The 14,171-nt window shown below is 49.6% G+C and carries 15 protein-coding genes and 1 tRNA gene; 11 read left to right on the top strand and 5 right to left on the bottom strand.

The features are described 5' to 3' along the window. Positions 1–33: 33 nt before the first annotated feature. Together sfsB and ispB are read right to left on the bottom strand one after the other, a co-directional pair. A complete protein-coding gene (sfsB, locus tag A9587_RS07330) occupies positions 34–312 on the bottom strand; it encodes a DNA-binding transcriptional regulator SfsB (protein WP_000429729.1) in 279 nt (92 codons plus the stop codon). Between the two features lie 226 nt (positions 313–538). Next, positions 539–1,510 (bottom strand): octaprenyl diphosphate synthase, encoded by a 972-nt coding sequence (ispB, locus tag A9587_RS07325; protein ID WP_001047349.1) that lies wholly within the window; start codon positions 1,508–1,510, stop codon positions 539–541. 258 nt (positions 1,511–1,768) lie between these two features. Between ispB and rplU the strand changes: the two genes are divergently transcribed. The 4 genes from rplU (at position 1,769) to cgtA (ending at position 4,638) form a co-directional block, all read left to right on the top strand. Next, positions 1,769–2,080 (top strand): 50S ribosomal protein L21, encoded by a 312-nt coding sequence (gene rplU / locus A9587_RS07320; RefSeq protein ID WP_000271401.1) that lies wholly within the window; start codon positions 1,769–1,771, stop codon positions 2,078–2,080. A gap of 20 nt (positions 2,081–2,100) precedes the next feature. After that, positions 2,101–2,358 carry a 50S ribosomal protein L27 gene (gene rpmA / locus A9587_RS07315; RefSeq protein ID WP_000940596.1) on the top strand — a complete coding sequence of 86 codons (258 nt, stop codon included), beginning with the start codon at positions 2,101–2,103 and terminating at the stop codon, positions 2,356–2,358. A 126-nt stretch (positions 2,359–2,484) separates the two neighbouring features. After that, positions 2,485–3,450, top strand: coding sequence for a DMT family transporter (locus A9587_RS07310; RefSeq protein ID WP_000813015.1), 966 nt, complete (start codon positions 2,485–2,487; stop codon positions 3,448–3,450). Positions 3,451–3,465: 15 nt separating this feature from the next. Then, positions 3,466–4,638, top strand: coding sequence for an Obg family GTPase CgtA (cgtA, locus tag A9587_RS07305; RefSeq protein WP_000673561.1), 1,173 nt, complete (start codon positions 3,466–3,468; stop codon positions 4,636–4,638). Between the two features lie 39 nt (positions 4,639–4,677). Here cgtA and dacB read toward each other — a convergent pair whose 3' ends face one another. Beyond that, positions 4,678–6,111: a serine-type D-Ala-D-Ala carboxypeptidase gene (gene dacB / locus A9587_RS07300; RefSeq protein WP_001212669.1), complete on the bottom strand. Its 1,434-nt coding sequence runs from the start codon at positions 6,109–6,111 to the stop codon at positions 4,678–4,680. Positions 6,112–6,358: 247 nt separating this feature from the next. Here dacB and greA point away from each other — a divergent pair, with 247 nt between their 5' ends. Continuing rightward, the gene (gene greA, locus A9587_RS07295; RefSeq protein WP_001148001.1) at positions 6,359–6,835 is read left to right on the top strand and encodes a transcription elongation factor GreA; all 477 of its coding nucleotides are present in this window, start codon (positions 6,359–6,361) and stop codon (positions 6,833–6,835) included. A 155-nt stretch (positions 6,836–6,990) separates the two neighbouring features. Here the strand turns inward: greA and yhbY are convergent, their stop codons facing one another. Further along, complete coding sequence (yhbY, locus tag A9587_RS07290; protein WP_001054420.1) at positions 6,991–7,284, bottom strand: ribosome assembly RNA-binding protein YhbY; 294 nt, start codon at positions 7,282–7,284, stop codon at positions 6,991–6,993. A gap of 126 nt (positions 7,285–7,410) precedes the next feature. Between yhbY and rlmE the strand changes: the two genes are divergently transcribed. From rlmE to A9587_RS07260, 6 genes are all read left to right on the top strand, one after another. Next, entirely contained in the window at positions 7,411–8,040 is a 630-nt protein-coding gene (rlmE, locus tag A9587_RS07285) for a 23S rRNA (uridine(2552)-2'-O)-methyltransferase RlmE (protein WP_000145975.1), read from the top strand. A 99-nt stretch (positions 8,041–8,139) separates the two neighbouring features. Continuing rightward, on the top strand, positions 8,140–10,074 hold the full coding sequence (gene ftsH / locus A9587_RS07280; protein WP_001107478.1) for an ATP-dependent zinc metalloprotease FtsH: 1,935 nt from the start codon (positions 8,140–8,142) through the stop codon (positions 10,072–10,074). An 89-nt stretch (positions 10,075–10,163) separates the two neighbouring features. After that, positions 10,164–11,012 carry a dihydropteroate synthase gene (gene folP, locus A9587_RS07275; protein ID WP_000764718.1) on the top strand — a complete coding sequence of 283 codons (849 nt, stop codon included), beginning with the start codon at positions 10,164–10,166 and terminating at the stop codon, positions 11,010–11,012. Then, a complete protein-coding gene (gene glmM, locus A9587_RS07270; RefSeq protein ID WP_000071146.1) occupies positions 11,005–12,342 on the top strand; it encodes a phosphoglucosamine mutase in 1,338 nt (445 codons plus the stop codon). The genes folP and glmM overlap by 8 nt, the downstream gene beginning before the upstream one ends. Positions 12,343–12,569: 227 nt before the next feature. Beyond that, positions 12,570–12,902, top strand: a complete 333-nt coding sequence (gene secG, locus A9587_RS07265; RefSeq protein ID WP_001517162.1) for a preprotein translocase subunit SecG — start codon at positions 12,570–12,572, stop codon at positions 12,900–12,902. Between the two features lie 13 nt (positions 12,903–12,915). Further along, a tRNA-Leu gene (locus tag A9587_RS07260) sits at positions 12,916–13,002 on the top strand. 65 nt (positions 13,003–13,067) lie between these two features. Here A9587_RS07260 and A9587_RS07255 read toward each other — a convergent pair. After that, a complete protein-coding gene (locus A9587_RS07255; RefSeq protein WP_105263585.1) occupies positions 13,068–14,021 on the bottom strand; it encodes a helix-turn-helix domain-containing protein in 954 nt (317 codons plus the stop codon). Positions 14,022–14,171 lie beyond the last annotated feature (150 nt).

Below are 14,171 nucleotides of genomic sequence, written 5' to 3'. Positions count from 1 at the left end.
GCAGCCCCGTTCGCGGGGCTACCGCCAGACAACTCATTTTTTCGGTTTGGTGTAGCTGCGCATTAACTGTGTTCTGTCGATAAACGCATGTGTCTGCGGATCGTGATAGCGTGATGGCCAGATTACCCAAGGTTCCGTTCCTAATGCTTTCGCAATAATCATCTCTCCCTTCGGCCAGGGACGTGATAATGCATTTGCCAGCGTCGAAGAACTTAAACCATTTCTGCGAGACTCCGCAGCCATTGATGTTCCTTTTTTCCGCAAACCAGCAATGATGTCGGCAGGATGCCAGTCAATGAAATTATTCTCCATCTTTCCTCACTCCTTAAGTTAGTCGCTTTCATTCAGAACATGCGTTCTGTCGAGCATCACTATACTCCTGATGGCGAATTGCTCTAAAAAGTTCATGTAAATAGCGTGAAGATTCAGAATATATAAAGAAAATGACCTGATTATTCAGAGAGTATTGCGCTGAATAAGTATTTTTATGGAGCTTACTGGAATTATCCCGCGCAATGCGCGGGATACAGGGAAGGGATTAGCGATCGCGTTGAACAGCGATGTGCGCGAGGCCGATTAATGCCTCTCGCCACGGAGTGTCCGGGAGTACCTGTAATGCTTCAATAGCTTTATCTGCTTCTTCCTCGGCACGCTGACGCGTCCATTCGAGAGAACCACAAGCGTTCATTGCTTCCAGAACAGGTTCCAGAAGATGACGCCCGTTGCCTTGCTCAATGGCGGTACGGATCATCTGCGCTTGTTCCGGTGTGCCATGATGCATTGCATGCAGCAGCGGTAACGTTGGTTTACCTTCGTTCAGATCGTCCCCGACGTTTTTACCCAACTGTTCACCGTCGGCATTGTAATCGAGCAAATCGTCGATTAGCTGGAAAGCGGTGCCGAGGTAGCGACCATAATCCTGCAGACCTTTTTCTTCTTCTGGCGTACAACCTGCCAGAATTCCGGAACACTGAGCAGCAGCCTCAAACAGGCGCGCGGTTTTGCTGTAAATAACGCGCATGTAGTTTTCTTCGGTGATGTCCGGGTCGTTAACGTTCATCAGTTGCAGCACTTCACCTTCTGCGATGACGTTTACCGCTTCGGACATCACTTCCAACACTTTGAGCGAGCCGAGGCTGGTCATCATCTGGAAAGCGCGGGTATAAATAAAATCACCAACCAACACGCTGGCAGCATTGCCAAACGCGGCGTTGGCGGTAGCTTTACCCCTGCGCATATCTGATTCATCCACAACGTCGTCGTGTAGCAGGGTCGCCGTGTGGATAAACTCGATCAGGGCGGCGATAGTGACATGCGCATTCCCCTCATAGCCAACAGCTCGTGCAGCCAGTACAGCAATCATCGGGCGAATGCGTTTACCCCCGCCGCTGACGATGTAATAGCCTAACTGATTGATCAGTTGGACTTCGGAATTAAGCTGCTCGAGAATTGCCGCATTAACACCCGCCATATCTTGCGCGGTTAACTCATTGATTTTTTCTAAATTCATCGCAAAAGCCGGGCTTTTCGCCCCGATTACCTTACTGTGAACAAAGGCAACTTAGGGTTTATGGTTAGGAATATAGGGTGATTGTACTGAAAAAATGGCACAGATAAACGTTACCGTACAAGTTGTGTTTTTTTTCTTCGTGTATTGACTGTAGCACTTGTCAAAGGCGTGCGTTTTGCGTAATATTCGCGCCCTATTGTGAATATTTATAGCGCGCTCTGAATCATTGAAAAGGTGTGCGCGGAAGCGGAGTTTTATATGTACGCGGTTTTCCAAAGTGGTGGTAAACAACACCGAGTAAGCGAAGGTCAGACCGTTCGCCTGGAAAAGCTGGACATCGCAACTGGCGAAACTGTTGAGTTCGCAGAAGTTCTGATGATCGCAAACGGTGAAGAAGTCAAAATCGGCGTTCCTTTCGTTGATGGCGGCGTAATCAAAGCTGAAGTTGTTGCTCACGGTCGTGGCGAGAAAGTTAAAATCGTTAAGTTTCGCCGTCGTAAACACTATCGTAAGCAGCAGGGCCATCGTCAGTGGTTCACTGATGTGAAAATTACTGGCATCAGCGCCTAAGACCTGAGGAGAGATTTCAAATGGCACATAAAAAGGCTGGCGGCTCCACACGTAACGGTCGCGATTCAGAAGCTAAACGCTTGGGCGTTAAGCGTTTCGGTGGCGAATCCGTTCTGGCGGGTAGCATCATCGTTCGTCAACGTGGTACTAAATTCCACGCGGGCACCAACGTAGGTTGCGGTCGTGACCACACTTTGTTTGCTAAAGCAGACGGTAAAGTGAAATTCGAAGTTAAAGGCCCGAAAAACCGTAAGTTTATCAGCATCGAAGCTGAATAAGTTTTTCGCGTCCCGGTAACGGATGAAAGCCCCGCAACGTGTTGCGGGGCTTTTTACATTCGACAACCGGTAAAAATGCGCATCGTGCGGCGTTAATCCGCAAATGCGTTTTGCAGGGAATACGGTATGAAGCAGCAGGCAGGCATTGGCATTCTTTTGGCGCTCACCACAGCAATTTGCTGGGGGGCGTTGCCAATCGCAATGAAGCAGGTGCTGGAGGTGATGGAACCTCCGACAATCGTGTTTTACCGTTTCTTGATGGCGAGTATTGGCCTTGGTGCCATTCTTGCAGTGAAGAAAAAGCTGCCGCCATTACGCGTGTTTCGTAAGCCACGTTGGTTGATATTACTGGCGGTGGCGACTGCCGGACTGTTTGGGAATTTCATCCTGTTCAGCTCATCCTTGCAATACTTGAGTCCTACCGCCTCGCAGGTGATAGGGCAACTCTCGCCGGTTGGCATGATGGTTGCCAGCGTATTTATCCTGAAAGAGAAAATGCGTAGCACTCAGGTAGTGGGAGCATTGATGCTTCTGAGTGGGCTGGTGATGTTCTTTAACACCAGTCTGGTTGAGATTTTTACAAAGCTCACCGATTACACCTGGGGTGTTATCTTTGGTGTCGGTGCTGCAACGGTCTGGGTGAGTTATGGCGTGGCGCAAAAGGTTTTATTGCGTCGGTTGGCATCACCGCAGATCCTGTTTTTGCTGTACACTTTATGTACAATGGCGCTCTTCCCACTGGCGAAACCAGGGGTAATAGCGCAGCTTAGCAACTGGCAACTCGCATGTTTAATTTTTTGCGGGCTGAATACGTTGGTAGGATATGGCGCCCTGGCGGAAGCGATGGCACGCTGGCAGGCAGCGCAGGTGAGCGCGATCATCACGCTTACTCCACTGTTTACGCTGTTTTTTTCAGATCTTTTATCACTGGCCTGGCCCGATTTCTTCGCCAGACCGATGTTAAACCTTTTAGGTTATCTCGGTGCGTTTGTCGTGGTTGCGGGCGCGATGTATTCCGCCATTGGTCATCGTATTTGGGGCGGATTACGTAAGCATACAACGGTGGTATCGCAACCCCGCGCAGGCGAATGATTTACGGAGAATAAAATGAAGTTTGTTGATGAAGCATCGATTCTGGTCGTTGCAGGTGATGGCGGCAATGGTTGTGTGAGCTTCCGCCGCGAAAAATATATTCCGAAAGGCGGCCCGGATGGCGGCGATGGTGGTGACGGCGGCGACGTATGGATGGAAGCCGACGAGAACCTGAACACGCTTATCGATTACCGTTTTGAAAAATCTTTCCGTGCAGAGCGTGGCCAGAACGGTGCAAGCCGCGACTGTACCGGTAAGCGTGGTAAAGACGTGACGATTAAAGTGCCAGTAGGTACGCGTGTTATCGATCAGGGCACTGGTGAAACCATGGGCGATATGACCAAACACGGTCAGCGCCTGCTGGTTGCTAAGGGCGGCTGGCACGGCCTGGGCAACACCCGCTTCAAATCATCGGTTAACCGTACTCCCCGGCAGAAAACCAACGGTACACCAGGTGATAAGCGTGAGCTGCTGCTGGAGCTGATGCTGCTGGCTGATGTCGGGATGCTGGGGATGCCAAACGCTGGTAAATCGACCTTTATCCGCGCAGTATCTGCGGCTAAACCGAAAGTGGCGGACTATCCGTTTACCACTCTGGTGCCAAGCCTTGGCGTGGTTCGTATGGACAATGAGAAGAGCTTCGTTGTTGCTGATATTCCGGGGCTGATTGAAGGTGCTGCTGAAGGTGCAGGTCTGGGGATCCGCTTCCTGAAGCATCTGGAACGTTGCCGCGTATTGCTGCACCTTATCGATATCGATCCGATTGACGGCACCGATCCGGTTGAGAACGCGCGCATTATTATTAGCGAGCTGGAAAAATACAGCCAGGATCTGGCGGCGAAACCACGCTGGTTAGTCTTCAACAAGATTGACCTGCTGGATAAAGCGGAAGCCGAAGAGAAAGCGAAAGCCATCGCTGAGGCGCTGGGTTGGGAAGATAAATATTATCTGATCTCTGCAGCGAGCGGGCTGGGCGTGAAAGACCTCTGCTGGGATGTGATGACCTTTATCATCGAAAACCCAGTGGTGCAGGCCGAAGAAGCGAAACAGCCAGAGAAAGTCGAATTCATGTGGGATGATTATCACCGTCAGCAGCTTGAAGAGATTGCTGAAGAGGATGATGAAGACTGGGATGACGACTGGGACGAAGACGACGAAGAGGGCGTTGAGTTCATTTACAAGCGTTAATCAGCAAAACCCCGGCACTGCGCCGGGGTTTCTTTTTAACTAATTGTTCTGATAAATATCTTTGTACAAGCGGCTTTCAAAGCGCACCAACGGAATGCGGCGATTACGTTGATCCGCCGGTTCTACCGCATAGCCAGAAAGATATTGTACAAATGCCATCCGTTGCCCACTTGCCGTGGTAATGAATCCCGCCAGGTTATACACGCCTTGTAACGATCCAGTTTTTGCCGAAACTTTGCCATCTACCCCCGCCTGATGCAGACCGGCACGGTACTGTAACGAGCCGTCATAGCCTGCCAGCGGCAGCATGGAGATAAAGTTAAGCTCGTTATCATGCTGGGCAATGTATTGTAGCACTTGCATCATGGTGGCTGGCGCAATCAGGTTATGTCGTGAAAGCCCTGAACCATCGGCAATAATGGTGTTGCCAATATCGACACCGGCTTGCTGACGCAGGATCTGGCGCACGGCATCGGAGCCGGCTCGCCATGTACCAGGCACATTAAAGCGCGCATGACCAATCATTCGAAAGACGGTATCTGCGATCATGTTGTCCGATTTTTTCAGCATAATCTTAAGCAGATCATGCAAAGGGGCCGACTGTTTGCTGGCGACCACCGTTCCCGGCTCATTAACCTGTGTCTGGCGCAGCAGTGTGCCGGTATAGGTGATGCCTGCCTGTTTAAGCTCATCTTTCAGAATCGCCCCAGCATAGCTGGCACCATCCTGTACGGCAAAGGCCAATGGAAGAGGCTCAGAACGTTGTGGCAGGCATCCAGTTAGCGTAAAGCGGTTAAGGTCACCAGGCACGACATCCAGCTCGCAATATTGCGCTTCGGCAGAACCACGGGGGAGGGTGCGTACCTGACTGAACATCGTAACGGGGTAATAAGATGCCACGCGAATAAAAGCCATATCACCGGGCTTTTGTGCGCTGTAGAGCGAGACAGAGAAGCAATTGCGGTCAACGATAGCGGCGGCTGGCGGAGCGCTAAAGCATTGTGTCATGTCGTTCCAAGGCCAGCCGGGAGCCTTATCGTGACTGGCAAAAATGGAGGTATCTATAAGCACGTTGCCATTGATTTGCGTGATGCCAGATTTTTTCAGGGTTGTTACCATATTGCGAATATCCTGACGTTTTAGCGTCGGATCGGCACCAAATCGCGCCACTAAGTCGCCTTTAAGCACACCGTTTTCCACATTACCTTTGGTTTCCAACGTGGTGGTAAAACGAAAGTCGGGGCCGAGTTGAATCAATGCCGCCAGCGCAGTGATGACTTTTTGCGTACTGGCGGGCAGCGCCATCTGCTGACTGTGGTAATCAATAGTGGGGGCAGACGCGCCGACTTTTTGCACCATCAGGGCAAGGTTGGCACCTGCGGGGAGTTGAGTAATGTACTCATCAACATTCGCGGCCTGAACACTGAACGCTATACCGCTGGTCAATCCGATGATAAATCTGGAAAATCGCATAATCTCGCGCTAACAACCTGGAATCGAGCCGTCATACTACGGCGCAACACCCTATAAAGTAAACGATGACCCTTCGGGAACTTCAGGGTAAAATGACCATCAAAATGTGAATTGTAGCTGACCTGGGACCTGTTTCCGGGTCGGTATTTTTTTGCTTCTGGCCCTGGTGAGGAGTTATGCCGGGCTGACCGAACAGCCGGGGTGGGTGGAGACTCGCCCCATCAGGAATATTCAAGAGGTATAACAAATGCAAGCTATTCCGATGACCTTACGCGGCGCTGAAAAATTACGCGAAGAGCTGGATTTTCTGAAATCTGTGCGCCGTCCTGAAATCATTGCTGCTATTGCTGAAGCGCGTGAACATGGCGATCTGAAAGAGAACGCCGAATACCACGCAGCTCGTGAGCAGCAGGGCTTCTGCGAAGGCCGTATTAAAGATATCGAAGCCAAGCTGTCGAACGCTCAGGTAATCGATGTCACCAAAATGCCGAACAATGGTCGCGTTATTTTTGGTGCTACCGTAACGGTGTTGAATCTGGATTCTGATGAAGAGCAGACTTATCGCATCGTAGGTGATGACGAAGCTGACTTTAAACAAAACCTGATTTCTGTAAACTCGCCTATCGCTCGTGGCTTGATCGGCAAAGAAGAAGATGATGTTGTGGTCATCAAAACGCCGGGCGGCGAAGTAGAATTTGAAGTAATTAAGGTGGAATACCTGTAAGAATTACCCAATACTCAAAATGTTGATGTATTGTAAAGAAAGGAAAAAGGCCGCTATGCGGCCTTTTATCAACGAACAGAGCGTGGCATTTTGCTCTCCTGCCTGCGGAAAATCCCTCGTTTTACACAGAAAATGTGTGTAACTTTAGGATAATCTTAGCGTGGCAGCGAGATTTTACGTTCTTTAGTTGGGCGATAAAGCACCAGCGTTTTACCGATGACCTGTACATTACAGGCGCCGGTTTCGCGCACGATAGCTTCCACGATCAAGGTTTTAGTTTCGCGATCTTCTGTTGCGATTTTCACCTTGATGAGTTCATGGTGCTCTAGCGCTTGTTCAATCTCGGCCAGCACCCCTTCGGTCAAACCATTACTGCCAAGCAGAACAACTGGCTTGAGCGGATGTGCCAGACCTTTCAGGTGCTGTTTTTGTTTAGTACTCAGATTCATCGTATTTTTTTGCTTACGTTGGGATTGAAAACGGGTCATTCTACCGCCATCTCCCATATATCACCAAATAGGCGCGTAAAAATTTACGCAATTGGTTACGATGAGTTATCCCAATGGGAAAGTTAAATGACAGGTAAGAAGCGTTCTGCCAGTTCCAGCCGCTGGCTTCAGGAACACTTTAGCGATAAATATGTTCAACAGGCACAGAAAAAGGGGTTACGTTCCCGTGCCTGGTTTAAACTTGATGAAATACAGCAAAGTGACAAACTCTTTAAACCGGGAATGACGGTAGTCGACCTTGGCGCCGCGCCGGGTGGTTGGTCACAATATGTAGTCACCCAAATTGGCGGCAAAGGCCGTATCATCGCTTGCGATCTTTTACCTATGGATCCTATCGTTGGTGTGGACTTTCTTCAGGGCGATTTTCGTGATGAACTGGTCATGAAGGCTCTGCTGGAGCGTGTAGGCGACAGCAAAGTCCAGGTTGTCATGTCAGATATGGCACCAAACATGAGCGGAACACCGGCGGTGGATATCCCCCGTGCCATGTATCTGGTGGAACTGGCGCTAGAAATGTGTCGTGATGTGTTAGCGCCGGGTGGCAGTTTTGTAGTGAAGGTGTTCCAGGGCGAAGGTTTCGATGAGTATCTAAGGGAAATTCGCTCCCTGTTTACGAAGGTTAAAGTTCGTAAGCCGGACTCTTCTCGTGCACGTTCGCGGGAAGTGTATATTGTAGCGACCGGGCGTAAACCCTAACCGGGAGATTTCAGACGAAAGTTTGAAAGATGCTGGATATAGAGTATCCTGACGCTGTTTTTAACACAGTTGTAATAAGAGGTTAATCCCTTGAGTGACATGGCGAAAAACCTAATACTCTGGCTGGTCATTGCCGTTGTGCTGATGTCAGTATTCCAGAGCTTTGGGCCCAGCGAGTCTAATGGCCGTAAGGTGGATTACTCTACCTTCCTACAAGAGGTCAATAACGACCAGGTTCGTGAAGCGCGTATCAACGGACGTGAAATCAACGTTACCAAGAAAGATAGTAACCGTTATACCACTTACATTCCGGTTCAGGATCCAAAACTACTGGATAACCTGTTGACCAAGAACGTCAAGGTTGTCGGTGAACCGCCTGAAGAGCCAAGCCTGCTGGCTTCTATCTTCATCTCCTGGTTCCCGATGCTGTTGCTGATTGGTGTCTGGATCTTCTTCATGCGTCAAATGCAGGGCGGCGGTGGCAAAGGTGCTATGTCGTTCGGTAAGAGCAAAGCACGTATGTTGACGGAAGATCAGATCAAAACGACCTTTGCTGACGTTGCTGGTTGCGACGAAGCAAAAGAAGAAGTTGCTGAGCTGGTTGAGTATCTGCGTGAGCCGAGCCGCTTCCAGAAACTGGGCGGTAAGATCCCGAAAGGGGTTCTGATGGTTGGTCCTCCGGGTACTGGTAAAACGTTGCTGGCGAAAGCCATTGCAGGCGAAGCGAAAGTTCCGTTCTTTACCATTTCTGGTTCTGACTTCGTTGAAATGTTCGTTGGTGTTGGTGCATCTCGTGTACGTGACATGTTCGAACAGGCGAAGAAAGCGGCTCCGTGTATCATCTTTATTGATGAAATCGATGCCGTAGGCCGCCAGCGTGGCGCGGGGCTGGGTGGTGGTCACGATGAACGTGAACAGACACTTAACCAGATGCTGGTTGAGATGGACGGCTTCGAAGGTAACGAAGGTATCATCGTGATCGCTGCGACTAACCGCCCGGACGTTCTCGACCCGGCGCTGCTGCGTCCTGGTCGTTTCGACCGTCAGGTTGTGGTTGGTTTGCCAGATGTTCGTGGTCGTGAGCAGATCCTGAAAGTTCACATGCGTCGCGTACCGCTGGCACCAGATGTTGATGCGGCGATTATCGCCCGTGGTACACCGGGCTTCTCTGGCGCAGATCTGGCTAACCTGGTGAACGAAGCAGCACTGTTCGCAGCACGTGGCAATAAACGTGTTGTTTCGATGGTTGAGTTCGAGAAAGCGAAAGACAAAATCATGATGGGCGCGGAACGTCGCTCCATGGTGATGACGGAAGCGCAGAAAGAGTCCACCGCGTATCACGAAGCAGGCCATGCGATTATCGGTCGCCTGGTGCCGGAACACGATCCGGTACACAAAGTAACGATTATCCCGCGCGGTCGTGCGTTGGGTGTGACCTTCTTCCTGCCTGAAGGCGATGCTATCAGTGCCAGCCGTCAGAAACTGGAAAGCCAGATCAGTACCCTGTACGGCGGTCGTCTGGCAGAAGAGATCATCTACGGACCGGAACATGTTTCTACCGGGGCGTCCAACGACATTAAAGTTGCGACCAACCTGGCGCGTAACATGGTGACCCAGTGGGGCTTCTCTGAGAAACTCGGTCCGCTACTGTATGCGGAAGAAGAAGGTGAAGTTTTCCTCGGTCGTAGCGTGGCCAAAGCTAAACATATGTCCGATGAAACTGCGCGTATCATCGACCAGGAAGTGAAGTCACTGATTGAACGTAACTACAATCGTGCGCGTCAGTTGTTGAACGACAACCTGGATATCCTGCATGCGATGAAAGATGCACTCATGAAATATGAGACCATCGACGCACCGCAGATTGATGACCTGATGGCGCGTCGCGATGTACGTCCGCCTGCAGGTTGGGAAGAGTCGGGAGCATCTAACAATTCTGACAATAATGGCACTCCAAAGGCACCGCGTCCGGTTGATGAACCACGCACGCCAAATCCGGGTAATACCATGTCAGAGCAGTTAGGCGACAAGTAAGTTCCCGCATCAGATGACTGTATTTGTACCGAAAACCCCGGGGCGTGCTCCGGGGTTTTTTCTTATCAATTTATACCAGGGATAACACCATGAAACTCTTTGCCCAGGGCTCTTCACTGGATCTTAGCCATCCTCACGTAATGGGGATCCTCAACGTTACGCCAGATTCTTTCTCTGATGGCGGTACGCATAACTCACTGACTGATGCAGTGAAACATGCGAACCTGATGATCAACGCTGGCGCGACGATCATTGACGTTGGTGGAGAGTCCACGCGTCCAGGGGCAGCGGAAGTGAGTGTTGAAGAAGAGTTGCAGCGTGTTATTCCGGTGGTTGAGGCAATTGCGCAACGATTCGAAGTTTGGATCTCGGTCGATACTTCTAAACCGGAAGTCATCCGGGAATCGGCAAGAGTGGGCGCTCACATCATTAACGATATCCGATCCCTTTCCGAGCCAGGTGCTCTGGAAGCGGCTGCGGAAACCGGTTTACCCGTATGTCTGATGCATATGCAGGGAAATCCAAAGACCATGCAGGAAGCACCGAAATATGATGATGTCTTTGCTGAAGTGAATCGCTACTTTATTGAGCAAATAGCACGTTGTGAACAGGCGGGTATCGCAAAAGAGAAATTGTTGCTCGACCCCGGATTCGGTTTCGGTAAAAATCTCTCCCATAACTATTCATTACTGGCGCGTCTGGCTGAATTTCATCATTTCAATCTGCCGCTGTTGGTGGGTATGTCACGAAAATCGATGATTGGACAGCTACTGAATGTTGGGCCGTCTGAGCGTCTGAGCGGCAGTCTGGCTTGTGCGGTAATTGCCGCAATGCAGGGCGCGCACATTATTCGTGTTCATGACGTCAAAGAAACCGTAGAAGCGATGCGGGTGGTGGAAGCCACTCTGTCTGCAAAGGAAAATAAACGCTATGAGTAATCGTAAATATTTCGGGACCGATGGGATTCGTGGTCGTGTTGGGGATGCGCCGATCACACCTGATTTTGTGCTTAAACTGGGCTGGGCTGCGGGTAAAGTACTGGCGCGGCACGGCTCCCGTAAGATCATTATCGGCAAAGATACCCGTATTTCTGGCTATATGTTGGAGTCGGCGCTGGAAGCCGGCCTGGCGGCAGCGGGCCTTTCCGCGCTCTTCACCGGCCCGATGCCAACACCGGCGGTGGCTTATCTGACACGCACCTTTCGTGCAGAGGCCGGGATTGTGATTTCTGCATCGCATAACCCGTTCTACGATAATGGTATTAAATTCTTTTCCATCGACGGCACTAAACTGCCAGATGCAGTCGAAGAAGCCATCGAAGCTGAAATGGAAAAAGAGATTAGCTGCGTTGATTCGGCAGAACTGGGTAAAGCCAGCCGTATTGTTGATGCTGCGGGTCGCTATATCGAATTTTGCAAAGCCACGTTCCCGAACGAACTTAGCCTCAGTGAACTGAAGATTGTGGTGGATTGCGCAAATGGTGCAACCTATCACATCGCTCCAAATGTACTGCGCGAGCTGGGAGCGAACGTAATCGCCATCGGTTGTGAGCCGAATGGTGTAAACATCAATGCCGAAGTGGGGGCAACTGATGTTCGTGCATTACAGGCGCGTGTACTGGCTGAAAAAGCGGATCTCGGCATTGCCTTTGACGGCGACGGTGACCGCGTCATCATGGTTGACCATGAAGGCAATAAAGTCGATGGCGATCAGATCATGTATATCATCGCGCGTGAAGGTCTTCGTCAGGGGCAGTTGCGTGGTGGCGTAGTGGGCACATTAATGAGCAATATGGGGCTGGAATTGGCGCTGAAACAGCTAGGTATTCCATTTGCTCGCGCAAAAGTGGGCGACCGCTATGTACTGGAAAAAATGCAGGAGAAAGGCTGGCGCATCGGCGCGGAGAACTCCGGTCATGTGATTCTGCTGGATAAAACCACCACCGGTGACGGCATCGTTGCCGGTTTGCAGGTACTGGCGGCGATGGCGCGCAACCACATGAGTCTGCACGACCTTTGCAGTGGCATGAAAATGTTCCCGCAGATTCTGGTTAACGTGCGTTATACCGCAGGCAGCGGCGATCCGCTTGAGCATGAATCAGTTAAAGCCGTGACAGCGGAAGTTGAAGCGGCGCTGGGTAGCCGTGGACGCGTGCTGCTGCGTAAATCTGGCACCGAGCCGTTGATTCGCGTGATGGTCGAAGGTGAAGACGAAGCACAGGTGACTGAATTTGCCCACCGTATCGCTGATGCGGTAAAAGCGGTTTAATGCGATTGCTAACTGGCTAAAAAGGCGGCGATTGTCGCCTTTGTTCTACTTATGTACATCGGTTTTGCTGTTTTTTTCCGCAGTTGATACAATGCAATAAAATTGCCCTTGCGAAGGTCATTCGCTTTGGTTAGTATTCAAACCCGCTTCAGTGGGAAAGATTAAATTATCCCGCTTTATTGGTTGAAGCATTGGTACGCGGCAACTCCGCAAGGAACAGGTTGATTATGTACGAAGCTCTTTTAGTAGTTTTCCTTATTGTAGCAATTGGCCTTGTTGGTCTGATCATGCTGCAGCAAGGTAAAGGCGCTGATATGGGAGCCTCCTTCGGAGCAGGCGCTTCCGCTACGCTGTTTGGTTCAAGTGGTTCTGGTAACTTCATGACCCGTATGACGGCTGTGCTGGCAACGTTGTTCTTCATCATCAGTCTGGTGTTGGGTAACATCAACAGTAATAAAACCAATAAAGGTAGCGAATGGGAAAATCTGAGTGCTCCGGCGAAAACCGAACAGACTCAGCCTGCTGCTCCGGCTAAGCCGACCAGCGATATCCCGAACTAAGAGTAGTATCTGTGCTGAGGTGGTGGAATTGGTAGACACGCTACCTTGAGGTGGTAGTGCCCTAACGGGCTTGTGGGTTCGAGTCCCATCCTCAGTACCAATATTCCGAAAGAAAGACGCTGAAAAGCGTCTTTTTTCGTTTTTATAAGTTAAACATTCTGATAGTTATTTCCCCACCCGTAAGTCTGTTTCATCCAGTTTGAAATCTGTAATTTCTAACTTTTGCATTATTAACGGAAGCACCTGGTGAATTATTCTCATACCAGTAAGGATCTCGTTCATGTATATATCAGGATGAATGCGAGATTTATTGAAATCGAAACTTTCGGCTTCTGCTGCAACGCTAAGTTGGTCAGCAGTGTTATAAACCATATCCAGAAGTTCGGCTCTTAACGGGATTCCCGCCCTGAATGCCATCATCTTGAGTTGATTCAACCAATTTTCGTAGTCTTTTTGAACTTTATAACGAAACTGTTTAATGTTTGACGCAATCGGAGTATCAATTTCAATTTTGCATGCGGCAAGTGATATCAATGAACTCTGAATATTGATGGCTTCGCTGGAATAGACATCTAAATCATCATCCTGAACTAACTCATCAACATATGCTATGTAGAATCCATAAACGTCATTCAGAGCATGGTAAATGTCATTGATTACGGAACAATGAGCGTTGTTCTCTATGACCTCCCAAAAAGCCTCTTTATGATCAGCATTTTTGCCGTCAATATTAAGTTCTTTGGGAAAGGAAAGAGGTGAAGGAAAACCTATGCGGTTCAACACACCTATTGTTTCTTCAACCAAAAAGCCATCTTCGTCAGTAAGAGGTCGTGTTATATAACCCGTTTCAGAGTCTTCCATAGCTTGTTGAGCAAGAAAATGGATAAGTCGATCCCATTTCTCAGCATTCTCGACTGAGCCCGTCCATTCAACTAGTTGAGGAGAGTAATGCCCTATTTGTGTAATATCTCTGAATTTTTTTTCCATGTCAGTAGACATATGTTCCCCTTTTTTCCACTTGCTAATTTGTGTTGAGGAAACACCTAACTGGTTTGCTAAATCTTTTTGGGTACATTTCAGAGTATGTACTGCGAGGCGTACAAAATATTCACCATTCATTGGTCATTCCTTTTACTGAGCATGAAAGAATAAAGTAAAAATAGAATGGACTGATATTTACTTTATTTAATTTGAATTTTACTTTAACTCCGAAATCGGACATGTGAATCCCAAGCGTGGCCACATTCTCTTAGCCGTAAAAAAAGGCCG

Origin of the sequence: Escherichia sp. MOD1-EC6162 (assembly GCF_002965125.1) — a bacterium.
Classification (GTDB): Bacteria; Pseudomonadota; Gammaproteobacteria; order Enterobacterales; family Enterobacteriaceae; genus Escherichia; species Escherichia marmotae.
This window is presented reverse-complemented; position numbering and strand designations above follow the sequence as displayed.